This is a genomic window from Virgibacillus salexigens (assembly GCF_000723585.1).
Lineage (GTDB): Bacteria > Bacillota > Bacilli > Bacillales > Amphibacillaceae > Virgibacillus > Virgibacillus salexigens.
In genome coordinates, this window is the sequence record NZ_CCDP010000001.1 from 1,836,595 (window position 1) to 1,861,272 (window position 24,678).

Below are 24,678 nucleotides of genomic sequence, written 5' to 3' on the forward strand. Positions count from 1 at the left end.
TAAGTAAGGAGATTCATAATGAATATAGACGATTTTGATTTTGATTTACCAGAAGAGTTAATTGCACAGACACCATTAAAAGATCGATCCGCGTCGAGACTTCTCGCATTGAATAAACGAAATGGTGAAATGGAACACAGCCATTTTACGGATATTAAGCGATATTTTAGAACAGGAGATTGCTTAGTATTAAATGACACACGCGTGTTGCCTGCTAGACTGCATGGCGAGAAAGAAGATACAGGAGCAAGTGTCGAAATTCTTCTTTTGCATCAAACTGAAGGAGACATGTGGGAGGTCCTTGCAAAACCTGCAAAGAAAATAAAAAAGGGAACCATCATTAGCTTTGGTGATGGGAAATTAACAGCTACTTGCATGGGGCTGAAGGAACATGGCGGACGTATCGTAAAGTTTGATTATGAAGGAATTTTCTATGAAGTATTAGATGAGTTAGGTGAAATGCCTTTACCGCCCTATATCAAAGAGCAGTTACCAGAGAAAGAGCGTTACCAGACGGTTTATGCGAAAGAGGAAGGTTCTGCGGCAGCCCCAACTGCTGGGTTGCATTTTACCAACGTATTACTCGATGAACTAAAGGAAATGGGAGTAATTATTACATTCATTACTTTGCATGTTGGACTGGGCACTTTTCGACCAGTAAGCGTAGATAAAGTGGAAGAGCATGAGATGCATGCGGAATTTTATCACATGACAAAAGAGACAGCTGAAATTCTTAACCGTGTTAAACAGGAAAATGGCAGAATCATTTCAGTTGGTACTACATCAACGAGAACATTAGAAACGATTGCTAGAGACCATAATGGTATGTTTCTGGAAGCAAGTGGTTGGACAGATATATTTATTTATCCCCCATATGAATTTAAAGCAATTGATGGATTAATTACTAATTTCCATCTCCCTAAATCCACTTTAATTATGCTAATAAGTGCTTTCGCTGATAAGGATACGATACTAGCTGCATATCAGGAAGCAGTGAAACATCGTTATCGATTCTTTAGTTTTGGCGATGCCATGATAATTATTTAAAATAAAAAGGAACGAATAATTTATGACACCAATCACATATGAATTAATAAAGACATGTAAACAAACAGGCGCTAGACTTGGAAGAGTTCACACACCTCATGGATCATTTGATACGCCAGTATTTATGCCTGTTGGAACCCTGGCAACGGTAAAAACAATGAGTCCCGAAGAATTAAAAGAAATGAATGCGAATATTATTTTATCTAATACCTACCACTTATGGCTTCGACCAGGACAAGATATTATTAAAGAAGCTGGAGGGTTGCATCGTTTCATGAATTGGAATGGTGCGATTCTTACTGATTCAGGTGGATTTCAAGTATTTAGTTTAAGCGATATGCGTGATATTAAGGAAGAGGGCGTACATTTTCGTAATCATTTAAGTGGAGAAAAATTATTTTTGTCTCCTGAGAAGGCTATGAGTATACAGAATGACCTTGGTTCTGATATAATGATGGCGTTTGATGAATGTCCACCGTATCCAGCTGAGCACCAATATATGAAAGATTCTGTGGAAAGAACATCCCGTTGGGCTGAACGTTGTCTAACGGCACACCAACGAAAAGACGATCAAGGCCTATTTGGTATTATCCAAGGTGGGGAATATGAAGACTTAAGGAAACAAAGTGCAAGTGATCTCGTTTCCCTCGATTTTCCCGGCTATGCAATCGGCGGATTGTCTGTTGGAGAACCCAAAGCTGTGATGAACAAAGTACTTGAGTTCACAACGCCTCTTTTGCCTGCTAATAAGCCGCGATATTTAATGGGAGTTGGATCCCCGGATTCACTAATTGATGGAGCACTACGTGGGGTCGACATGTTTGATTGTGTACTACCTACAAGAATTGCAAGAAATGGAACGTGCATGACATCAAATGGACGATTAGTAGTGAGAAACGCTAAATATGCTCGAGATTTCACACCAATCGATGAAAATTGCGATTGCCATGTTTGTCGAAATTACACACGTGCATATATACGACACTTAATTAAGTGTAATGAAACATTTGGTTTTAGGCTTACTACTTATCATAATCTCCATTTTCTGTTAAAATTAATGGAACAAGTACGTACCGCTATCAGCGAAGATCGGCTTGGCTCATTCAAGGAAGAATTCTTTGAACAATACGGTTTTAATAAACCCAACGCAAGGAATTTCTAACAAACCGAAGGGAGGAATTTTATAATGGACATGCTTATCTCGTTATTACCAATTATCCTGATGTTTGTTATTTTCTACTTCTTGCTCATACGTCCTCAACAAAAACGTCAAAAGCAAGTGAAACAAATGCAAACAGATTTACAAAAAGGAGATTCGGTAGTTACTATTGGCGGATTTCATGGTGAAGTTCATGCCATGGATGAAAATACAGTAGTTATTCAAGGTGGAGACGGTACGAAGTTAACTTATGACCGCTCAGCAATCCGTGAAGTGAAACAATAATCTCCTCTACTCGTTGGAATAAGCAATAGGCAATGTTGTCTGTTGCTTATACCCTGAGCATTTATATTTACATATGATCGATATAAAACCAACACACCATGTTTATACCAAACTGGTTTGTTGGTTTTTAATTTACATTTAAAAAGGAGGAAACATGGAAATGGAGAATGTCTTGCAGTCTATATCTTATTGGATAGATAAAGTTCCTGAAGAATTAATGAAGTTGGATGAAGAAGAATGTTGCATAAAGCCATCCCTAACAAAATGGTCTAAAAAAGAAATCCTTGGTCACTTATGTGATTCTGCGATTGTTAATATAGAAAGATTTATCAAAATACAGTATGAGGCAGAACCGTATAAAATAACAGGGTATAACCAAGATAAATGGGTAGAATTACAGAACTACCAAGTAGTCCCTGTCAAGGATATTTTGGAACGATGGATATGTCTAAATAAACAAGTAATCAGAATTATTGAAGCAATAGACGATGAAAAGCTTCACATAAATTGTGATATTGGTAATTCAGAGTTAAAACCGTTATCTTGGTTGATCAATGATTATCTTGAGCATATGGAACATCATATTACGAATCAACTTTTACCGATAAAATCATAAAGAAATCCGCTAATTTTAAGATTAGCGGATTTCTTCTAGTATTATTAGCTTTCAGTGACTTGAGGTCCCACAATATTAACGCCAACTGCTCCACCAAAGAGTGCTGCGGCTATATAGGCAACATGATGTAACATTTGTTCTAGCGAGAATCCTTGTTGATAACCCAGATATTGAACTAGAAAGATAAATAGTGTAAATCCTGTTCCAGTAATTGCACCGATTATCCAGCCTTTTGCTTTCCCTTTTATCCCAGCTGCCATACCACCGATAAATAACGATAGGAGACCAATAATGAGTGTAACCCATGATAATGCAGGCTCATTGAATGAGGTGAATCGAAGTAGTAAAGCTAAGATAAAACTCGCTATCATGATTAATCCAAATACAGTGATCCAACCATAGAGTAATGCAGTGAATTGGTTTTTCTGCATGGTTGTTTCCTCCCTTCCTGTTTGTCCACTTTATTTAATCGTATTCACGACTGAAAAATAATAGACGAAAAATATTTTGTTTTTTAAATACATATAGTGTATTAAGGTGTTCAAAAGCAGATGAATGGGAAGGTAGGTGTAAGATGGAAATTATTCTAGCCTCTCTTATATTTATTATTTGTTATATATTTATAATGACGGAGAAGGTTAACCGCGCGATTGTTACCATGGCTGGAGGTACATTATTACTATTAACTGGTATTTACACGACAGAACGAATGTTCATGCATTATATTGATTGGAATACGATTGCTTTGCTTTTTTCTATGATGGTGTTAATAGCTATTACGGAGAAAACCGGATTATTTTCTTTTATTGCTATTCGTTTTGCTCAGAAAGTGAAAGGAGCACCACTACCATTATTGTTAGGTGCTGGTATTTTAACTGGATTAGGCTCTGCATTGTTGGATAATGTAACTACAGTGTTAATTTTTGTACCAGTGATGCTAAAAATAACGAAATTGCTCAAGCTACCCGCCTTTCCATATCTAATTACTATTATATTTAGTTCCAACATTGGTGGCGCTGCAACACTAATTGGAGACCCACCGAATATTATGATTGGACAGGCGGTTGATCATTTAACTTTTTCATCCTTCCTGGTTCATGTTGCACCGATAGCCCTAATTATGTTTTTCATTATGTTATTAATGGTAACTTTGCTTTTTCGTAAGAAAATAAAACGTCATTCTATGGATACGGATGAACTTTTAAGATTAAATGCCTCTGCTTACTTAAAAAAGTCACCAATGCTCTATCAATCTGTGTCTGTACTTGTCATGACAATCTCAGGTTTTTTATTACATGCTTTTATCCATGTTGAATTAACTACCATAGCTTTATCAGGTGCAATATTATTATTGTTACTAACGGAGAGAGAGCTTGCGACAGAAAAAATATTCGAAAAGGTTGAATGGGTGACGTTATTTTTCTTTATTGGTTTATTTACGCTTGTTGGTGGTTTGGAGGAAGTGGGAATTATTGATGAGTTGGCACGGGCTATTGTGCTTTCAACTGATGGGGATTACGTTCAAACAACCTTATTAATACTTTGGGTATCGGGGCTGTTTTCAGGGATAGTAGACAATATACCATTTGTTGCAGCAATGATTCCAGTAGTTCAAGAGTTTGAAAGTTATGGGATGGTATACCTTGACCCTATTTGGTGGTCATTAGCACTAGGAGCATGTTTGGGAGGAAATGCTACGCTTGTTGGCGCCTCCGCCAATGTCGTAGTGGCTGGGTTGGCTGAAGGAGCAAAACAAAAAATCTCCTTTGTTCGATTCATGTTATATGGTTTTCCATTGGTGATCCTATCGCTAATCATTGTAACGATTTATATTTATTTCCGTTATCTCATACCATATATGGGGCAACCATAAAAACCTGCCTGTTACTTGGCAGGTTTTTTAACTAGTTAATAAATTGTAAGATGATTACGTACCCACTCTACAGCCATTTTTGTAGGAAGGGAAGTTGTTTTAATTCTTCTCTCGTAATAAATCGAAGTAAAAATAAGAATAGGATATAAATAAACGTTAAGCCAATTAATAAGCTAATAAACACGAGTATTCCTGGCTGGAGGTTGTCATAAATTCCTTTAATAAATTGGCCTACTCCCCAAGTCATTGTTAAGAGTAGTATCATTTTAGTAATATCTTTCAGCGGAATACCAAACCCGATAGCTTTATATAATGATCCAAGATGCAGTAGAGTAATGAGTACAACGCTTAATGCCATGGAAATAGCGACACCCATAATACCAAAATTAGGATTGGATGCAAGCATAAATAGAGCAACAAATTTACATATTGCCCCAATCAGGCTGTTCCACATAGCAGGCCTCGCTAAATCCAATGCTTGTAGCGCTGCTTGTAAAGGTGCTTGTATATAAAGTAAAATATAAAATGGAGCCATCAATAATACAAACCTGCTTGCATCTCCCGTGCCGTACATGTATGTTAAAATTGGTACAGAAAAGAGTGTAAGTACAATGGTGGCAATAGCTCCTGATGAAAAGGAAATGCGAATAGACTGATGAATACGGTAATGGATTAATTTCGTATTGTTTGTAGCTTCTGCTTCAGAAATAGAAGGTACCAATGCTGTAGACAGAGAATGCGTGATAAAAGTTGGTAAGAATAATAAGGGTAATACATAGCCTGTAAGTTCGCCATATTGCTTAGTCGCTAATGTACTAGATATCCCGGCAATAGCTAGACTTTGCGCTACTAAGATAGGTTCTAGAAAATTAGATATCGATCCGATCATTCGGCTACCTGTGCTAGGAAGTGCAATGGAGAACAATTCTTTAAGTGTGTCTCTACTTGAACGTAAATAGGAAAAGAAACGAGAGCGGATTTTAATTCGTTTTTTTAACTTGAACATGCGCACCATATAAAGTAAGGAGACGAATTCACCTAGAATTATACTAAACATCGCACCAGCTGCCGCAAACTCTAATCCATATGGTAGTAATAGTTTCACAAAAAGTGCGACACAGGAAATCCGGATAATTTGCTCGATGACTTGTGCATAACTTTGTGGCTTCATATTTTGTTTTCCTTGAAAATAACCTCTTAAAACAGATGATATAGCTATGATGGGGATAATCGGACTAATGGCTAATAATGGATAAAGTGTGCGATCATCGGTTAGTAATGTAGTTGCAATAAATGGTGTAGCTAAGATCATACCTGTAGTAAAAATAATACTGGATATGCCAGTAATTACTAGAGATACGATGAGGATCTTTTTAATTTTAGCATGATCCCCTTGAGCCTCGGCTTCAGCGGTCCTTTTTGAAATAGCAACAGGTAAACCGAGTTGCGTAAGGGTAATCACTAAGAAGAACGTAGGAAGTGCCATCATGTATAGACCTACACCTTCTTCTCCCATGAGACGAGCAACAACAATACGGTTAATAAAACCAAGAAAACGTGTAATCATACCAGCTAGTATTAAAATAAGTGTACCTTGTAAAAATGTTTGTTTGGTCATTATATACGACCTGCCTTCTCAAAAAATGGAATTTCATATACAATGATATATATGCGATTCACTTGGCCAAGCATGACAAGTTACCGAATTTTAGTACTCCGAATTTAGGAGGGTTCTTTTTTGGAAATTGTACAAACTGTAACAGAATGGAAAGAAATGGTGATGCCTGCATTACAAAGTAAGGCAGAAGAGTTTCATTTAATGGGGTATGAACAAACAACAACCGATGACGTATGGAAGTGCTTAATGCAGAAGGTATGGAAGGGTGATCCAGAGAAGCGAATTTATGAAGTAGTACAAGATATCTTCCAGTTGAGTACGGCTGCTTATATAAGTTATTTGACCGTAGAAGCTTACCAGGATGGCGATTTAATGGCATCCATTCAAGCTGTAACAAATGAGACAAACAATCATTAGTTTAAATTACATAAAAAATTATCACCCTAAGAAAAAGGGAGGCCATGGATAGATGAAAAATAGAGGCAGAATAGTTGCCTTTTTTCTAATCGTACTTATTTTTGCAGGTACAATTGGAACAACGGTTACAGGCATTACAAAAGATATAAATTTAGGATTGGATTTACAAGGTGGATTTGAAGTACTCTATGAGGCAGAACCAGTTGATGGAAATCAGGAAATGGATAGGGGCTTATTAGAATCCACCGTTGAAACCTTGAATGATCGAGTAAATCGATTAGGTATAAGTGAAGCAAGTATTGATATTGAAGGGGAGAATCGAATCAGAGTACAGCTTGCCGGTGTAGAAGACCAAACAGAGGCAAGAGAGTTACTTTCTACCGCAGCACAGTTATCGTTCCGTGATGTCAACGATAAGGAACTTTTAAATGGGAACGATGTAAAAGAAGGAAGTGCCAAGCAAGACTTTGACCCTAATAGTAATCAACCGATTGTTACATTGCAGTTAAAAGATGCGGAGAAATTTGCTGATGTGACAAGTCAAATTAAAAATATGGATAATCCAGAAACACCTTATCCAGATAATTTGCTTGTGATTTGGATGGATTATAAAGAAGGCGACAGTTATGCTGAAGAATACCAAAAAGAGGATCCTAAATTTGTATCGGCTCCTAGTGTGAGCGAAACATTAAATACGAATAATGTTATGATAAGTGGAAACTTCACAGTGGATTCTGCGAAGCAATTAGCTAATATCATAAACTCTGGGTCTTTACCGGTACATTTGGAAGAGATTTATTCCACATCAGTTGGAGCACAATTCGGAGAACAAGCATTGGATAAAACGGTCTTTGCCGGGTTTATAGGTGTAGGATTAATTTTCTTATATATGATTGCTGTGTACAGATTTCCAGGCTTCATTGCAGTTATTAATTTAAGCATTTATATTTATCTGATTTTATTAGTGTTTGAATTAATGAATGGGGTACTGACATTACCAGGTATTGCTGCTTTAATTCTTGGTGTCGGTATGGCTGTCGATGCAAATGTGATTACCTTTGAGAGGATCAAAGAGGAAATTCGTGCTGGTAAATCGATCATCGCTTCGTTTAAAGCAGGAACAAAGAACTCGCTGTCAACCATTCTTGATGCAAATATAACAACCCTGCTGGCTGCTTCTGTCTTATTTATATTTGGGACAAGTTCGGTAAAGGGATTTGCAACCATGTTAATTGTAAGTATTTTAGTAAGTTTTGTGACGGCCGTATTCGGTACACGTTTACTATTAAGTCTTTGGATTAAAACTAAATTCATAAAAAATCGTCCAAGCTGGTTTGCAGTGAAGCGAGCAGACATCAAAGATATTAAACAAAAAGGGGAAGAAGAACCAAAATTATTTAACCGGTCATTAAACGTTGTGCAGCATCGTAAGAAATTCTTTATGGTTTCATTAATCATGGTTATATTAGGAATTGGCTCTTTGTTTATCTTTAAATTAAATCCGGGTATTGACTTCACAAGTGGTTCACGAATCGAGATTTTAGCAGAAAATACGATTACAACCGAAGAAGTAGAGCAAGGATTTGATGAATTAGGTTTAGAGGCTAAATCAATTGTGTCTACAGGTGAAGATGGCGAATCAGCAGTTGCCAGATTTGATACCGTACTGTCTCAAGATACAATAGCTGAGGTGAAATCCTATTTTGACAATGCATACGGTAACGAGCCTAGTATAAGTGTCGTATCACCAATTGTTGGAGAAGAGTTAGTTAAAAATGCTGCTTACGCGGTTGGAATTGCTTCCATCTTTATGATCCTTTATGTTACGATTCGATTTGAATTCTTCTTTGCGATTACGGCAATAATTGCACTCTTGCATGATGCATTTTTCACGATAGCAATATTTAGTATTACGCAAATTGAATTTGATGTTACGATTGTAGCAGCGATTCTTACAATTGTTGGGTATTCCATTAATGATACGATTGTAACGTTTGACAGGATAAGAGAAAATCTCCGGAAACGGAAAAAAGTGAAGTCCTTTAAAGAATTAGCGGTCATTGTTAACCGAAGTTTAGTACAAACATTTATGCGTAGTATTAACACCTCTGTTACCACATTAATCGCTGTTCTTGCTTTCTTATTTCTAGGAGCACAATCAATAGGAGGCTTTGCTATAGCGCTTGCTGTTGGGTTGTTGGCTGGAACTTATTCTTCCTTGTTCTTAGCTGCGCAATTGTGGCTCGTATGGCGAGGCAAGATGATCAAGAAGAAACCAGTAGATTTTACGAAGAAAAAGAAAGTGGAAGGCCCACAAGTATAAAAAACAATGACCTCTGTTGCTATATAGTAACAGAGGTTTGCTTGATTTATGTAAGGGTAATAGGAGAACATAATCAAATGGATTACGACACATTCTTGATAGGAGGAGTTACATGAAAGGACAATCTTATGTATTATTTGCAATTCTATTTGTTATTATTGTAGCTGTTTTTGCAGTTACGAATGTGGAAGCAGTAGAAGTAAATTATTTATTTTGGACGGCAGAGTCTCCACTGATTCTAATTATTTTGTTCTCCGTACTTATGGGTGGCATCATTACCGCTGCTGTTGGCGCTTTAAGAATATTCCGATTACAACGTGAAATCCGTCATCACAAAGCGGAAATATTTAACTTAACAAATAAGTTAGAAGAGGCTGGTATAGCAGTAAACGATGAAGCGAATGGAGTGGAAGCGGATCATCATGAGAAATAATTAACCAATCTTATCATATGAGTTCTAGTTGCTACCCCTGATGTAATTTATGTATAATAGATTAGTCAGGGGTGAATTTATGTTAAAGAGTAAGGCAAAATGGAACTATATAGAGAAGATACAGGATAATGATAATTTACATTGGATGGATGACTCGCTTTCTTTATCTCCTGTAATTCAAGAGCTTTTACTACAAAGAGGAATAACTTCAGAACATGCAGCCTCAAAATTTCTTGCGCCTGATCTTTCTGACTTACATAATCCGAATATGCTTCTAATGATAGATAAAGCAACAAACCGTGTCCATCAAGCAATTGAAAATCAAGAAAGAATCCTTGTGTTTGGTGATTATGACGCGGACGGTGTAAGTTCAACAACTGTATTATTAAAAGCACTGCAAGAACTCGGAGCAGATTGCAATTTTTATATCCCTAATCGATTTACAGAGGGTTATGGTCCGAATGAAAAAGCTTTTCGCAATGCTTATGATGAGGGGTATCAACTAATTATCACTGTTGATACGGGAATAGCTGCTGTCCATGAAGCAGAGGTGGCTAATGAACTTGGAATCGATTTAATTATTACGGACCACCATGAGATTCAAGCTGAATTACCTGATTGTTATGCGATTATACATCCTAAATGCTCACCTGATTATTTATTTCAAGAGCTTGCGGGTGTTGGCGTTGCTTTTAAATTTGCCGAATCCTTATTAGGTTATTTTCCAAAACATTTATTGGAATTTACTGCAATAGGTACGATTGCAGACCTTGTACCACTCGTGAATGAGAATCGAATTCTAGCTTACTACGGATTAAAAGCACTCTCTGCTACATCGAATGTTGGGTTAAAAGCATTGAAGCAAGTTTGCAAAATAGAGGATCAAGTTACGGAAGAAGACGTAGGTTTTCTAATTGGCCCAAGGATAAATGCAGTTGGAAGATTGCAAGATGCCGATCTGGCTGTTCATTTATTAATGACTGATTCTAAAGAGGAAGCAATTGAAATTGCAGAAACGATACAACAAATCAATCAAGAGCGTCAGCGTATCGTTACTGAAATTGTAAATGAAGCAGAGGAAATGTTAAATGGGTGTGAGCAACAAGGTGTTATTATTGTAGCAAAAGAAGGTTGGAATGAGGGCGTTCTTGGAATTGTTGCTTCTAAGCTAGTACGTAAATATGATCGGCCTGCTATCGTGCTTGCTAAGAAATCAGATAAAGGAATAGCAAAAGGGTCAGCCCGAAGTATTCCAGCATTTGACTTATTTCAAAATTGTATGCAGGTAAGACATTTATTTCATAGTTTTGGAGGACATGCTCAAGCGGCAGGAATGACATTACAATTAGAACAAGTAGAAGTCTTGCAAGCAGCTTTAAATGAGTTGATTTTTAGTCAATTAACTGCAGAAGATTTTAAACAGGTTATTGATATAAGCCAGTCTATCCCAATATCTGAAATCACTGAAGAGCTTATTGGGGAGATTGAACGATTAGCACCATTTGGAATGCACAATCCAAAACCGTTATTTCATATACAAGAGCAGCCAACACAAGCAAGACAGATTGGTAGCTTGAAAAATCATTTAAAGCTTCAATTTAAATCGAATAAGGCGATGTTAGATGCCATTGGCTTTGGACTAGGAGAGCTATTTCATTACTTAACGCCACATACGGCTATTCAATTGGTCGGTGAATTAGGAATCAATGAATGGAATGGACAACGCAAACCCCAAATGATGATTCAAGATATTTCAATTAATGATTGGCAATTGTTTGACCATCGAGGTAAACGTACATTGGATATATCTCCTTTTATAAACGAGGAATCTCGTCAATTGGCAGTCGGTAAAGAAGAACGTACGCAGTATGAAGGAATCGATTACAAGACCTATCAGGATTTGCTGGATGATCCGGAGCAATTGAACAGCTTATTTATTATCGACATGCCAAATGAAATAGCAGATCTTGAACAGTTAATAAAAAATACCAAACCAAATAACATACATGTATGTTATTATGTGAAAGATAGTACTTATTTAAGGGCATTTCCATCCAGAGAAGAATTCAAGTGGGTTTATGCCTTTATTCTCAGACGTAAACAATTACATGCAGATCGTGATATAACTGTTCTGATACAATCGAAAGGGTGGACGAAAGATAAACTTTTATTTATTTTAGATGTGTTTGAAGAATTGGATTTTATAAGTAATACGGATGGAATCATCCAGCCGAATCCTCAACCGATGAAAAAAGATCTTCGATCTTCTTCCATTTATCAACAACGATTAAGACAGGCTGAGATTGAGAAGGTACTTTATTATTCCACCTATGAAGAATTAAAAAGCTTTTTTACAAGATGCGCGGAATATTTGGGGATCCCCAAGGAGGAACTGAGTTATGGATTATAAAAATTATGTTAAAATTGTTGAAAACTGGCCTAAAGAGGGTATAAAGTTTAAAGATATTACACCGTTAATGGCAGATGGTAATGCTTTTCGATCAGCAGTCGATGAAATCGTTGATTACGCAAAAGAAAAAGAAATAGATGTAGTAGTTGGTCCTGAAGCAAGAGGTTTTATCATTGGTTGTCCTGTATCATACGCATTAGGAGTTGGCTTTGCTCCAGTGCGAAAAGAAGGAAAACTTCCAAGAGAAGTTGTAAAAGTTGATTATGGACTAGAATATGGGTCAAATGTCTTAACTATTCACAAAGACGCGATAAAGCCGGGACAACGCGTGTTAATTACAGATGATTTGTTAGCAACCGGTGGCACAATTGAAGCAACCATTAAATTAGTAGAAGAACTTGGCGGTGTTGTTGCAGGGTGTGCGTTCATTATCGAATTAAGCTATTTAGATGGTTTAGACAAACTAGAAGGTTATGATGTACTAACATTAATGAGTTACTAACTCATTTCATATGGGTCTGACGATAATATAGATCGTTAGGCCTATTTGTTATTATTGGTGAAGCTCTTTGATACAACTTACATAGATATTAAGCATTTACAAAAATTAACGATGGACATGAAGTGTCGAAAAAGCATATAATTAATATATTTAAGATTAATATTAGAAACTTGAGATAGCGAATAAAGGTGATTATTAATGGCAAAAAGCGATATTATGACAATTGATGATATTTTGGAAAAGGCTGGTCAGTATCTAACGGAAGAAGATACTGCTTTTATTCGCCAAGCTTTTGAATTTGCTGAGCAGGCACATGCCGATCAGTTCCGGAAATCTGGAGAGCCTTATATCATTCATCCTGTACAAGTTGCTGGTATATTGACGGAGCTTGAGATGGATGCGGAGACAATAGCTGGGGGATTTCTTCATGATGTAGTAGAAGATACGGATGTTTCCATAGAATCGATTGAAGAAGCGTTTAATCATGAAGTCGCTATGCTCGTTGATGGTGTTACGAAACTAGGTAAAATTAAATATAAATCCAAAGAGGCTATTCAAGCAGAAAACCATCGAAAAATGTTCGTAGCAATGGCAAAAGATATCCGTGTAATTTTAATTAAGTTGGCGGATCGATTGCATAATATGCGAACATTAAAACATTTACCTCCAGAAAAACAACGTCGCATTTCCAATGAAACGTTAGAAATATTTGCTCCCTTGGCACATCGACTCGGAATTTCTACGATAAAGTGGGAGCTTGAGGATACCGCTTTACGCTATTTAAATCCTCAGCAATATTATCGAATTGTTCAATTGATGAAACAAAAAAGAGACCAACGTGAATCTTATATCGAAGAAGTAATGAATGAAGTTTCTCAACAATTGAAAGAAATGAATATTGATGCAGATTTATCAGGACGGCCGAAGCATTTGTATAGTATTTATCGAAAAATGATGAAACAAAATAAGCAATTTAATGAAATATATGATCTTCTAGCAGTCCGAATCCTTGTAAACAGTATTAAAGATTGCTATGCAGTTCTAGGTATTATTCATACATGCTGGAAACCAATGCCGGGGAGATTTAAAGACTATATTGCAATGCCGAAGCCTAATCTCTATCAATCACTGCATACTACCGTTATCGGACCAAAAGGCGATCCTTTAGAAGTACAGATTCGAACAAAAGAAATGCATGATATTGCGGAATATGGCATTGCTGCGCATTGGGCATATAAAGAGGGAAAACGAGTTAATAACGATAAGAAGTCGTTTGAAGAGAAATTGACTTGGTTTAGGGAGATTCTTGATTGGCAAAACGACACGCATGATGCAGAAGAATTCATGGAATCTCTTAAGGTAGATTTATTTTCAGATATGGTTTATGTGTTTACTCCTAAGGGAGATGTAATTGAGCTTCCATCAGGATCTGTACCATTGGACTTTGCATATAAAATTCATACAGAAATCGGAAATAAAACCATTGGCGCAAAAATTAATGGGAAAATGGAGCCACTTGATTATCAATTAAAGAATGGCGACATTATTGAAGTGATGACTTCAAAACATTCGTATGGGCCATCCCAAGATTGGTTAAAGATTACGCAAACTTCACAAGCAAAAAATAAAATAAAACAATTTTTCAAGAAGCAGCGTCGAGAAGAAAACATTATTAAAGGAAAAGAAGCAGTAGACAAAGAAATTCGAGATTTATCGTTCGAACCTAAAGATGTCCTTACACAAGAAAATTTAGAACGCGTATATGAAAAATTTAATTTTTCTAATGAAGAAGATATGTATGCAGCGGTAGGATATCAAGGTATTACTGCAGCGTTAATTGCCACTCGTCTGACGGATAAACTAAGAAAATCAAAAGAAAAACAGGATCTAGAGCAAACTATCGAAGAAGTGAAAACGGAAGTTAAAAATAAAAAGCCGCAAAAACGTGATTCTGGTGTGAAAGTGGAAGGCGTTGATAATCTATTAGTACGTTTATCAAAATGTTGTAATCCTGTACCTGGTGATCGTATTGTTGGTTATATTACGAAGGGCAGGGGAGTATCTGTTCATCGAGCAGATTGTCCAAATGCTCAAACAGAGGAAGCAAAACAACGATTTCTTCATGTTGATTGGGAGGATAATCGCACGGATCAGAAGCAATATCATGTTGATCTTGAAATATCAGGGTATGATCGGCGCGGGTTAGTAAATGAGGTACTGCAAGCAGTAAATGAAACGAAAACAAATATTACGTATGTAAATGGTAGATCAGACCGTAATAAAATGGCGTTCATTCAAATTACTATTCTTATTCATAATACCGGTCATTTACGCAAAATTGTCGAACGAATTAAACAAATCACAGATGTTTATACGGTAACTCGAACGTTGCAATAACCGTAGTATTGGAGTTCTATAAAGGAGTATTTCAATGAAAGCAGTAATTCAACGAACTACACAAGCAAGTGTCTCTGTGAATGATGAAATTATCGGTCAGATTGGTTCAGGGTTAGTAGTGTTACTTGGTGTCACCCATGAGGATACGAAAGATGATGCAAGTTATTTAGTTAATAAAATCATCAACTTGCGAATTTTTGAAGATGTAAATCAAAAAATGAATTTGTCCCTAAAAGACGTTGGCGGAAGTATTTTATCTATTTCCCAATTTACACTGTACGGAGATACTAGAAAAGGAAGAAGACCCAATTTCATGAGAGCTGCTAAACCTTCCGATGCAGCTGTTTTATACCAGTATTTTAATCAATTGTTGCAGGCAGAAGGAGTAGAGGTACAAACCGGTGAATTCGGAGAAATGATGAATGTGGAACTTACAAACGCTGGTCCTGTCACATTACTTATTGACAGTCATGAAAAATAAAACGAGTGGCCGACTTGCGTCACGCTAATTTATTGTTTTATGTCTCACAGACGAGGCTATCCATTTCTAATGGCAGGAATCGCCCTTCTAAAAAAGAACGATAGAAAAATCCGAACTACTTTCCGAATATAATTGCTCGGATACTAGTTCGGATCCTTTTGTTCTGGCTTTATCGTTCATTAGATGCAAAGTAACTAGCTAGGCCATTTACAATACCAGATACTAGTTTTTTTTGATAGGCTGTTGTATCAAGCAAGGATTCTTGTTCCTGATTAGAAATAAATCCAAGCTCCAGTAATACAGAAGCTTTTAAGCTCTGTCGTAAAACGAGAAAGTCGCCAAATGAAGTTCCACGATCGTTTGCGCCTGTTGCTTTAACTAATTCTGATTGGATCTGAGAGGCTAAACCATCATTGTAATCCTGATAATAATATGTCTCAATACCTGAAACTGTTGGAGACTCTGGAACACTGTTATAATGAATACTGATAAAAGCGTCCGTAGCAACCAAATTACTAAAACTTATTCGACTTCCTAATGGAATAAATTCATCACTTGTACGGGTAAGTCTTACATCAGCACCTAGCATGGTTAATTCTTGTTTCAACTCCATGGCAGTAAGTAATGCAATGTCTTTCTCAAACGTTTCTGCTACCCCAATAGCTCCTACATCTCTACCGCCATGACCTGCATCAATAACAATTGTTTTATTAAAAAAACGACTGGCAGTAGGCAAATTAATTGGATCTGCTAATGCTTGCAATAGATATCCATGTACTTCATCGTTTTGGATTTCATACCAATCTCCATCTACAGATAATACATTAAATACGCTGCCCTTTTTCGCAAAATGTTCGATTGGTTCATCAGTGGATGGTCCACTCCGAATTTGCGTATGATTATTTGCGATTGTTATTGTGGATGGTGGCGAGACACTTGTTGTTGCTTCTGATTCTTGAGGGTGGCTAATATCAATGTAAGAATTGATAATCCAGCCAGTTCCATTTGATAACTGGACTTCAATCCATTCTCCCTTTTCCTGAATAATTGGATAATGTTCACCTTCATTAGCTTGATCAATGACACCAAAATTTGTTCCAGGTCCACTTCGAATGTTTACATTATTTCCAGAAATGCTGCCATTTTTAGCAAAAGCAATAGAGGGAACAAAAACAATACACAATAGGATACTGGATAATAAAAATTGTTTTGCTACCGCCATTAAGTACCTCCTTGTACAACGAATCGTTGTTATGCGTGGCGTTGTTACGATCAAAATCCTCTTTTCAGTATAATAAAAAGTTTGCTATTAGGCAAAACTATAGTTATTCAAGAAGGAGGTCTTTGTATGCGATCGCCGGAAAAACAATGGTACGCTCATAATCATAATCAAGTATTTGGGGTAAACCTACATCGTTTTATGGAATTAGAAGGTAATACAAGTCATATGGAGATAGCGCAAGAATTAGGGATTTCTTTGGGTGAGGTAAAAATGTTAAAGAAAAAAATTAATCGTGCTTGACATAATCCGAAGGAAAGCTTAATATAATATACATTCATAATTACGAATAGAAATGAACCGATGACGGAAAAAGTAATTGGTGCCCAAATGGACAGAGAAAAAATGTCACTGGCTGGAAGCATTTTTGCAATTTGGTCCAATGAAAGACATTCAAGAGGCTTTATATCGAAAAGAGTAGGTATAAACGTTTTGCAGGCGTTAACTGTGTAAAGGCGGATACATAATTTGTATCAACTAGGGTGGCAACGCGGGTAACTCTCGTCCCTTTTCATTTTTGAAGGGACGGGAGTTTTTTATGTTTTTAACGATGGGTTTGGCAAGTAGTTGTTACTCTAAATTTGCCAGTAACAGACAGTATCTGGTTGAAATACGAAAACTTAACTAGGGGGTTATGATATGAGTTATAAAGCACCGAGGGGAACAGCTGATATACTTCCGCAAGATGCTAATAAGTGGCAATTTGTTGAGGCTAAAATAAAAGAAATATGTAATAGATACCATTTTCATGAAATTCGCACACCTTTGTTTGAACATACAGAAGTATTTCAACGTGGCGTAGGGGATTCTACAGATATTGTACAAAAAGAAATGTATACCTTTGAAGATCGCGGTGGGAGAAGTATTACCCTACGTCCAGAAGGAACAGCCTCTGTAGTACGCTCTTTTGTAGAAAATAAATTATATGGTTCGGTTAACCAACCCGTAAAATTATATTACTTTGCTCAAATGTTTCGATATGAACGACCGCAAAAAGGACGTATGCGGCAATTAAATCAATTTGGAGTTGAGGTATTAGGAAGTGCGGATCCCGCTGTGGATGCTGAAGTTATCGATTTAGCAATGACATGCTATCGGGAAATGGGATTAACTTCTTTAAAATTGGTTATCAATTCACTAGGAGATAAAGAGAGTAGAGAGAATCACCGTCAGGCTTTAATTGATCACTTTACTCCACATAAGAATGAGCTTTGCGGTGATTGCCAAATGCGCTTAGAGAAGAATCCGCTTCGAATTCTTGATTGTAAAAAGGATCGTGAACATCCAGCAATGAAAACAGCTCCTTCCATCCTTGATTATTTGAATGATGAATCACAGTGCTATTTTGAAAAAGTAAAAGAATACCTAACCTTAATGGGGATTGAATACCATGTTGATAAAAATCTTGTACGCGGACTTGATTATTACAATCACACTGCATTTGAAATTATGAGTGAAGCAGATGGCTTTGGTGCAATTACGACATTAGCAGGCGGTGGTCGCTATAATGGTCTTGTTGAGGAACTTGGTGGTCCAAATGCTCCTGGAATTGGATTTGGAATGGGATTAGAACGTTTATTAATGGCATTGGAAGCAGAACAGCGGGAGATTCCTGTCGATTCTTCGTTAGATTGTTATTGTATTGCTGTTGGTGAACAAGCAGAAAAAGAAGCGGTTCGTCTTGTGCACAATCTGCGCAACCATGGAATTCAAGTAGACAAAGATTATCAATCCAAAAAAATGAAAGGGCAGTTCAAAGCAGCTGATCGTTATGAAGCGAAGTACGTATTAATTTTGGGTGAGGATGAATTAAACCAACAGCATATTGCGGTACGTGAAATGAAAACAGGCAATCAAGAAAATATCCCACTTTCAGAGGTGGTAGACGTCATGAAGGCAAAGCTTTTAGGAGGAAATCAATTATGAGTGAACAACAACGTAAAATGGCAGGAACGCTTGAAGAAGCGAATGTAGGTGAATTTGTACGACTAAAAGGATGGGTGCAAAAACGACGTGATTTAGGAGGACTGATTTTTATTGATCTTCGTGATAAATCGGGTCTCGTTCAAATTGTTTTTAATCCAGATCATTCGGCACAAGCATTACAAGTGGCTGAAACCGTACGAAGCGAGTATGTAGTAGAGGTAGATGGCCAGGTTGTAAAGCGCGATCCTTCAACAGTTAATCCATTAATGAGTACAGGATCAATTGAAGTCATCGTTTCAGCTATTTCTGTATTAAACAAAGCTAAAACACCTCCTTTTGCTATTCAAGATGAGTCAGAAGTAGCAGAGGATTTACGATTGAAATATCGCTATATTGATTTGCGACGTGGGTCATTACAAGAAACGTTTAAATTGCGACATCGAACTACAAAAGCAGTTCGAGATTTCCTTGATCAGCGAGATTTTTTGGAAATGGAAACGCCTATATTAACAAAAAGTACCCCTGAAGGAGCTCGTGACTATCTGGTACCAAGTCGTGTTCATGATGGTGAATTTTATGCTTTGCCACAATCACCACAGTTGTTTAAACAATTGATTATGATGAGTGGTTTTGAAAAATATTACCAGATTGCTCGTTGTTTTCGTGATGAAGATCTTCGGGCAGATCGCCAACCAGAATTTACACAAATCGATATTGAAACTTCATTTTTAACTAGTGATGAAATTATGCAAATGACAGAAGAAATGATGCAATATGTCATGAGAGAAGTGAAAGGGATCGATATCTCGCTTCCGTTACAACGAATGCCATATGACGAAGCGATGTCTCGATTTGGGTCCGATAAACCTGATACCCGATTTGGGCTGGAACTAATTCATGTCTCAGAAGTGTTAAAAGATTCCACCTTTAACGTATTCCAAGGTGCGCTTGCATCCGGAGGGAAAGTAGCTTTATTAAATGTGGAGCAACAAGCTGCTAATTATTCGCGGAAAGACATCGACAAATTAACTGATTTTGTAAAAGTATATGGCGCCAAAGGGCTTGCTTGGTTAAAGGTAGAAGGCGATGAATTAAAAGGTCCGATTGCTAAATTTATAACAAATGAGGAAAAGGCAGGATTGTTAACTGCTGCGCACGCTAAAGATGGGGATTTGCTTTTATTTGTAGCAGATAAAACAAACGTCGTTTATGATAGTCTCGGTGCACTTCGCTTAAAATTAGGTAAAGAGTTGAAATTAATTAATGAGTCAGCATTTCATTTCTTATGGGTGACGGATTGGCCATTACTAGAGTATGATGAAGAATTGGGTAGATATTTTGCTGCGCACCATCCGTTTACATCTCCTGTTGAGGAGGACATGGATAAAATACAAACGGAACCAGCAGCAGTTCGTGCCAATGCTTATGACTTAGTACTAAATGGTTTTGAACTTGGCGGTGGCTCTGTACGTATCTATAAAACAGAATTACAGCGCGAAATGTTTAAAGCGTTAGGTTTTACGGAAAAAGAAGCAAGGGAGCAGTTCGGTTTCCTACTAGATGCATTGGAATATGGTACACCTCCACATGGCGGTGTGGCCTTAGGATTAGATCGAATTGTTATGTTGTTAGCAGGCAGAAGCAATCTAAGAGATACCATTCTATTCCCTAAGACAGCATCTGCGTCTGACTTGTTAACCAATGCACCAAGTGAAGTAGACCAAGCACAGCTAAATGAGTTATCCATTCAATTGAATCCTAAAAAAGATTAATTGTTTTCTTAAGTTGATCATTGCTATATAATTCGTTTACGTGTTAAAATAAATTTACAAATTCAATCAAAGCATATCCTGATGTGTTCGTTCATGAAAAGTGTTTTGACCGAACAACTATAAACATGGGAGCTCGCAAATAGTTTCTATATTGCGTGCGTGCCTCCAATGAGAGGAAGCATAACAAATATAGAACAGAGCACCCACCTGCCAAGAGCGGGATCAAAGCTTCAAACTGGACGGCACAATCGGGATTGTGATACATAAAAAAATCCTAGGTAGCATGAAAGGAGAGCATCCTTTTAGCATCTAGGATTTTTCTTTATTTAATTTGACCCTTGAGCAAGTTGCTGTAGATTACCGTTTTTATCCATTCTAAATGCGGGCGCTGCCACGGAACTTTGATCATCTAGTACGGTCATTTTTCTAGCTCGTTCCATAATTTGAATAAATGCTTGATAGTCCTCTTGAATGGTTTCTAATTGGACTTTGGTTTGTTCTAATTGTTTATTCAATGTATCTACTTGGTCTTGTAAGCTTTTATTTTCCTTTTCCATCTGTTCAAGAGAAGCTTTTGATTGATTCGAAGAAATAGTCTGTTTTTTTATGTCTTTTAAATATCGTATGACCATATCCATGTTTAACGTTGTATCTTCTTCAATGCTTGGTGTTACGTTGTTGTCATTTGCAGTGACACTATTATCCGAAGTTTGTGGTAAAGATACAACGGCTTTTCTCGTATTTTGCTGCCCAGCTTTTGCCATTGCACGTTTCTTTTCTTTTCGTTGTCTTTTTGCAAGATCAATAGCGTTAACATATTTCATTCGAATTTCTGCATTCCACCGAAATCCGCATGCTGCGGAAGTACGATTAAGCTTGTCTCCTACTTCCTCAAAAGCATTTAATTGTGTACTGCCTTCTCTAATATGTCGTAATACGGTTTCTGCCAATAATAAATCATCTTCATGTGACCAGGCATCTTGTCTTACTTTTGCCATTATGTTTTCCACTCCTTTAGTAATTTCTATTGTTAACTAAATAATAGATTTAGCTATTTTTATATTTATTGTTACCTCGGGAGTGGAATCTTATACGTTAAATCTTTTTATCTTTCTGAATACGTTCGTAAACTTGTTTAATAGCCTGTTCGAACTTTCCAGTAGCTTTTGGTTGATAGTACTGCTTATTTTTTATGGAATCTGGTAAGTACTGCTGTGATACCCAACCATTATCATAGTTATGTGGGTATCTATACGCATTCCCTCTGCCTAATGTTTCCGCTCCACTATAGTGGGAATCTTTTAGATGAATGGGTACTTCTCCGCTCTTTCCTTGTTGAATATCATGAAGGGCCGCATCTAATGCCTTGTAGGCGGTATTGGATTTTGGTGATAAACATAGTTCCACAATAACAACTGCTAAAGGGATTCTAGCTTCAGGAAAACCCAATCTTTCCGCAGCTTGAACAGCAGCAACTGCTCGTGGTCCAGCCTGTGGATTAGCAAGCCCAATATCCTCATAAGCAGTTACTATCATTCTTCGAGCAATACTTTCTAGATCACCTGCCTCAATTAATCTACCTAAATAGTGAAGAGCTGCATCAGCATCACTGCCTCGGATGGACTTTTGGAATGCTGATAACACATCATAGTGGGCATCACCATCCTTATCATGTGTAAAGCTTTTCTTCTGCATGCACTCTTCCGCTATTTCTAGAGTTATAATAATTTCTCTATTTTCATTTTCTGGTGTGGATGCAACTGCTAATTCTAAACCATTTAAGGCACTACGCATATCTCCGTTCGCGCTAAAAGCAAAATGTTCTGCAGCCTCATCGATGATTGTTATCCTTTCTTCTCCGTAACCATGTTCTGTATCTGAAATCGCTCGGTAAATTGCCTGCTTTACATGCTTTGCAGTTAAACGATGTAATTCAAATAAATGACATCTGCTACGGATAGCAGGATTAATGGAATGGTAGGGGTTACTTGTAGTACAGCCAATTAGAATAATTAAATTACTTTCTAAATGTGGTAATAAAAAGTCTTGTTTTCCTTTATCTAAACGATGTACCTCATCAAGAATAAGCACTATTTGTCCCATCATTTTGGCTTCTTCTACGACAATTTCCATATCTTTCTTCTTATCGGTGACCGCATTTAAGGTTTTTACTGACTTTCCTAGACTTTTCGCAATCGCCATAGCCATGGAAGTTTTACCAGTTCCTGGTGGCCCGAATAGGATCATGGAGGCTAATCTTTCAGCCGCTATCATACGTTGAATAATTTTTCCTTCTTCTACTAGATGCTCTTGTCCGATAATTTCGTCAATATGGTCCGGCCGCATACGAAATGCAAGTGGTTTTTGTTTCATATATACCGTCCTTTATATTATAATAAAACACTGTTTCTCACATGTTACTTATTTTAGACAAGATTGCTAATGCTTGTAAAATTCGATAACATGCACGAACAATACGTTCCATGCTATAATATCATGTATTAGTAATATTGGAACGTAATTAAAATTGAGGTGTCATGGATGAAGATATCAACAAAGGGAAGATATGGACTAACAATTATGATTCATTTAGCAAAACAACATGGCAAAGGACCGACTTCGCTGAAACAAATTGCTAAAGAAAATAAATTATCGGAACATTATTTAGAACAGCTTGCTTCTCCCTTAAGGAATGCAGGATTGATTAAGAGTATTCGTGGTGCATATGGTGGATACATGTTAGCGAAAGATCCAGTAGAAATAAAAGCTGGTGATATTATACGTGTATTGGAAGGGCCGATAACACCAGTTGAAGGAATCGAGGATGAAGAGCCCGCAAAGCAAGCGTTATGGTTACGAATTCGAGATGCTGTCAAGAATGTGTTAGATACGACTACGCTAAAGGATTTAGCAGAACATAATAATGACCAGCCACAAGATGCGTATATGTTTTATATTTAAATGGTAATTGTTTGAGGAAGGAAAAGATAAACGATGGAACAAATTTATTTGGATCATGCTGCAACGACCCCGATTCACTCTGAAGTATTAGATGCAATGTACACGGTGGAAAAGGATGTATTTGGTAATCCATCTAGTGTTCATTCATTTGGAAGGAAGGCAAGACGATTATTAGATGAAGCACGGCTTACATTGGCTCGAAGCATTCATGCTAGTGAGAAAGAGATTGTATTTACTAGTGGGGGTACAGAAGCAGATAATCTTGCTATTATTGGCACAGCATTAGCTAATCGACAAAAGGGAAACCATATCATTACTACTGCGCAGGAACATCATGCTGTACTGCATACGATGGAAAGATTAGAACAGGAAGGGTTTGAGGTAACCTATTTACCAGTTAACCAAGATGGGAGAATTAATGTAGAAGATGTAAATCAAGCGTTAACAGATGCTACCATCCTTGTTTCCATTATGTATGTAAACAATGAAACAGGTGTTATTCAACCAATTGAAAAGGTTGGCGAATTATTACAGAAGCACCAAGCATATTTTCATACAGATGCTGTACAAGCCTTTGGATTAATTGATTTGGATGTTACGAAGATGGGCATTGATATGCTGACGGTTTCTGCTCATAAGATAAATGGTCCAAAAGGAATTGGTTTTCTATATGTGAATGAGAAGGTGAAGTTAAATAGTTTACAATTTGGCGGAGAGCAAGAGAGAAAACGTCGCGCTGGAACGGAGAATCTTGCTGGAATTGTAGGTTTTCAAAAAGCAGTTGAATTAGCTATGGAGAATAAATCAATTCGAAAGGAACGTTATTTATCTTATAAACAAGCATTCCTTAACATCTTAAAGAAAAACGGAATCGATTTTGAAGTCAATGGTGCCATAGAAGCTAGTATTGCTTCCACGGTGAATATAAGTTTTCCTGGTACAAAAGTCGAAGCGCTGTTAACCAATTTTGATTTAGAAGGTATTGCTGCTTCCAGCGGAAGTGCGTGTACAGCTGGATCTGTAGAGCCTTCACATGTATTAACTGCTATGTTTGGCAAAGCGCATGAATGTACAACAAATTCGATTCGCTTTAGTTTTGGACAAGCTAATACACCAGAGAATATTAAAGAAGCTGCTGAACGTGTTGCGAAGATAGTAAAGCGACTAGTTAAGTAAAGG

At 37.1% G+C, this 24,678-nt stretch carries 22 protein-coding genes, 1 other RNA gene and 1 other annotated feature; of the genes, 18 read left to right on the plus strand and 5 right to left on the minus strand.

Annotated features, from left to right (window positions below; translation table 11 throughout):
* Window positions 1–18 precede the first annotated feature (18 nt).
* From queA to BN990_RS08415, 4 genes are all read left to right on the plus strand, one after another.
* Window positions 19–1,047, plus strand: coding sequence for a tRNA preQ1(34) S-adenosylmethionine ribosyltransferase-isomerase QueA (gene queA, locus BN990_RS08400; RefSeq protein ID WP_038243439.1), 1,029 nt, complete (start codon window positions 19–21; stop codon window positions 1,045–1,047).
* 22 nt (window positions 1,048–1,069) lie between these two features.
* On the plus strand, window positions 1,070–2,209 hold the full coding sequence (tgt, locus tag BN990_RS08405) for a tRNA guanosine(34) transglycosylase Tgt (RefSeq protein ID WP_038243443.1): 1,140 nt from the start codon (window positions 1,070–1,072) through the stop codon (window positions 2,207–2,209).
* A gap of 24 nt (window positions 2,210–2,233) precedes the next feature.
* Window positions 2,234–2,491 carry a preprotein translocase subunit YajC gene (gene yajC / locus BN990_RS08410; protein WP_021290999.1) on the plus strand — a complete coding sequence of 86 codons (258 nt, stop codon included), beginning with the start codon at window positions 2,234–2,236 and terminating at the stop codon, window positions 2,489–2,491.
* A 160-nt stretch (window positions 2,492–2,651) separates the two neighbouring features.
* On the plus strand, window positions 2,652–3,107 hold the full coding sequence (locus BN990_RS08415; RefSeq protein WP_038245064.1) for a DinB family protein: 456 nt from the start codon (window positions 2,652–2,654) through the stop codon (window positions 3,105–3,107).
* A 44-nt stretch (window positions 3,108–3,151) separates the two neighbouring features.
* Here BN990_RS08415 and BN990_RS08420 read toward each other — a convergent pair whose 3' ends face one another.
* Window positions 3,152–3,538 (minus strand): TIGR04086 family membrane protein, encoded by a 387-nt coding sequence (locus BN990_RS08420; RefSeq protein ID WP_021291001.1) that lies wholly within the window; start codon window positions 3,536–3,538, stop codon window positions 3,152–3,154.
* Between the two features lie 143 nt (window positions 3,539–3,681).
* Here BN990_RS08420 and BN990_RS08425 point away from each other — a divergent pair, with 143 nt between their 5' ends.
* Window positions 3,682–4,980 (plus strand): ArsB/NhaD family transporter, encoded by a 1,299-nt coding sequence (locus BN990_RS08425; RefSeq protein ID WP_021291002.1) that lies wholly within the window; start codon window positions 3,682–3,684, stop codon window positions 4,978–4,980.
* A gap of 67 nt (window positions 4,981–5,047) precedes the next feature.
* Here the strand turns inward: BN990_RS08425 and spoVB are convergent, their stop codons facing one another.
* Window positions 5,048–6,598 (minus strand): stage V sporulation protein B, encoded by a 1,551-nt coding sequence (spoVB, locus tag BN990_RS08430; RefSeq protein ID WP_038243446.1) that lies wholly within the window; start codon window positions 6,596–6,598, stop codon window positions 5,048–5,050.
* Between the two features lie 120 nt (window positions 6,599–6,718).
* Between spoVB and BN990_RS08435 the strand changes: the two genes are divergently transcribed.
* The 7 genes from BN990_RS08435 to dtd all read left to right on the plus strand — a co-directional run bounded on the left by BN990_RS08435 (window position 6,719) and on the right by dtd (window position 15,561).
* On the plus strand, window positions 6,719–7,015 hold the full coding sequence (locus tag BN990_RS08435) for a post-transcriptional regulator (protein ID WP_021291004.1): 297 nt from the start codon (window positions 6,719–6,721) through the stop codon (window positions 7,013–7,015).
* A 52-nt stretch (window positions 7,016–7,067) separates the two neighbouring features.
* Entirely contained in the window at window positions 7,068–9,338 is a 2,271-nt protein-coding gene (gene secDF, locus BN990_RS08440; RefSeq protein WP_021291005.1) for a protein translocase subunit SecDF, read from the plus strand.
* Between the two features lie 112 nt (window positions 9,339–9,450).
* Complete coding sequence (locus tag BN990_RS08445; protein ID WP_021291006.1) at window positions 9,451–9,771, plus strand: LapA family protein; 321 nt, start codon at window positions 9,451–9,453, stop codon at window positions 9,769–9,771.
* Between the two features lie 79 nt (window positions 9,772–9,850).
* Complete coding sequence (recJ, locus tag BN990_RS08450; protein ID WP_021291007.1) at window positions 9,851–12,181, plus strand: single-stranded-DNA-specific exonuclease RecJ; 2,331 nt, start codon at window positions 9,851–9,853, stop codon at window positions 12,179–12,181.
* On the plus strand, window positions 12,171–12,683 hold the full coding sequence (locus tag BN990_RS08455; RefSeq protein ID WP_038243450.1) for an adenine phosphoribosyltransferase: 513 nt from the start codon (window positions 12,171–12,173) through the stop codon (window positions 12,681–12,683). The genes recJ and BN990_RS08455 overlap by 11 nt, the downstream gene beginning before the upstream one ends.
* A gap of 198 nt (window positions 12,684–12,881) precedes the next feature.
* Complete coding sequence (locus BN990_RS08460) at window positions 12,882–15,080, plus strand: RelA/SpoT family protein (RefSeq protein ID WP_038243453.1); 2,199 nt, start codon at window positions 12,882–12,884, stop codon at window positions 15,078–15,080.
* Window positions 15,081–15,114: 34 nt separating this feature from the next.
* A complete protein-coding gene (gene dtd, locus BN990_RS08465) occupies window positions 15,115–15,561 on the plus strand; it encodes a D-aminoacyl-tRNA deacylase (protein ID WP_021291010.1) in 447 nt (148 codons plus the stop codon).
* A gap of 169 nt (window positions 15,562–15,730) precedes the next feature.
* Here dtd and BN990_RS08470 read toward each other — a convergent pair whose 3' ends face one another.
* Window positions 15,731–16,783, minus strand: coding sequence for an N-acetylmuramoyl-L-alanine amidase (locus BN990_RS08470; RefSeq protein WP_038243457.1), 1,053 nt, complete (start codon window positions 16,781–16,783; stop codon window positions 15,731–15,733).
* A gap of 126 nt (window positions 16,784–16,909) precedes the next feature.
* Between BN990_RS08470 and BN990_RS22915 the strand changes: the two genes are divergently transcribed.
* From BN990_RS22915 to ssrS, 4 genes are all read left to right on the plus strand, one after another.
* Complete coding sequence (locus tag BN990_RS22915; protein ID WP_021291012.1) at window positions 16,910–17,083, plus strand: hypothetical protein; 174 nt, start codon at window positions 16,910–16,912, stop codon at window positions 17,081–17,083.
* A gap of 51 nt (window positions 17,084–17,134) precedes the next feature.
* Window positions 17,135–17,352: a binding site (T-box leader), on the plus strand.
* A 127-nt stretch (window positions 17,353–17,479) separates the two neighbouring features.
* Window positions 17,480–18,766, plus strand: a complete 1,287-nt coding sequence (gene hisS, locus BN990_RS08475) for a histidine--tRNA ligase (protein ID WP_021291013.1) — start codon at window positions 17,480–17,482, stop codon at window positions 18,764–18,766.
* Complete coding sequence (gene aspS / locus BN990_RS08480) at window positions 18,763–20,538, plus strand: aspartate--tRNA ligase (protein ID WP_038243459.1); 1,776 nt, start codon at window positions 18,763–18,765, stop codon at window positions 20,536–20,538. The genes hisS and aspS overlap by 4 nt, the downstream gene beginning before the upstream one ends.
* Window positions 20,539–20,610: 72 nt before the next feature.
* Window positions 20,611–20,797: non-coding RNA, 6S RNA (gene ssrS / locus BN990_RS21860), on the plus strand.
* Between the two features lie 67 nt (window positions 20,798–20,864).
* Here ssrS and BN990_RS08485 read toward each other — a convergent pair.
* Together BN990_RS08485 and BN990_RS08490 are read right to left on the minus strand one after the other, a co-directional pair.
* The gene (locus tag BN990_RS08485) at window positions 20,865–21,536 is read right to left on the minus strand and encodes an RsfA family transcriptional regulator (protein WP_038243461.1); all 672 of its coding nucleotides are present in this window, start codon (window positions 21,534–21,536) and stop codon (window positions 20,865–20,867) included.
* Window positions 21,537–21,633: 97 nt separating this feature from the next.
* Window positions 21,634–22,911 carry a replication-associated recombination protein A gene (locus BN990_RS08490; RefSeq protein ID WP_038243464.1) on the minus strand — a complete coding sequence of 426 codons (1,278 nt, stop codon included), beginning with the start codon at window positions 22,909–22,911 and terminating at the stop codon, window positions 21,634–21,636.
* Window positions 22,912–23,079: 168 nt separating this feature from the next.
* On the opposite strand from BN990_RS08490, the gene cymR reads away from it, so the two are divergent.
* Window positions 23,080–23,499 (plus strand): cysteine metabolism transcriptional regulator CymR, encoded by a 420-nt coding sequence (gene cymR, locus BN990_RS08495; RefSeq protein WP_021291017.1) that lies wholly within the window; start codon window positions 23,080–23,082, stop codon window positions 23,497–23,499.
* Between the two features lie 33 nt (window positions 23,500–23,532).
* Window positions 23,533–24,675, plus strand: a complete 1,143-nt coding sequence (locus BN990_RS08500) for a cysteine desulfurase family protein (protein ID WP_038243467.1) — start codon at window positions 23,533–23,535, stop codon at window positions 24,673–24,675.
* Window positions 24,676–24,678 lie beyond the last annotated feature (3 nt).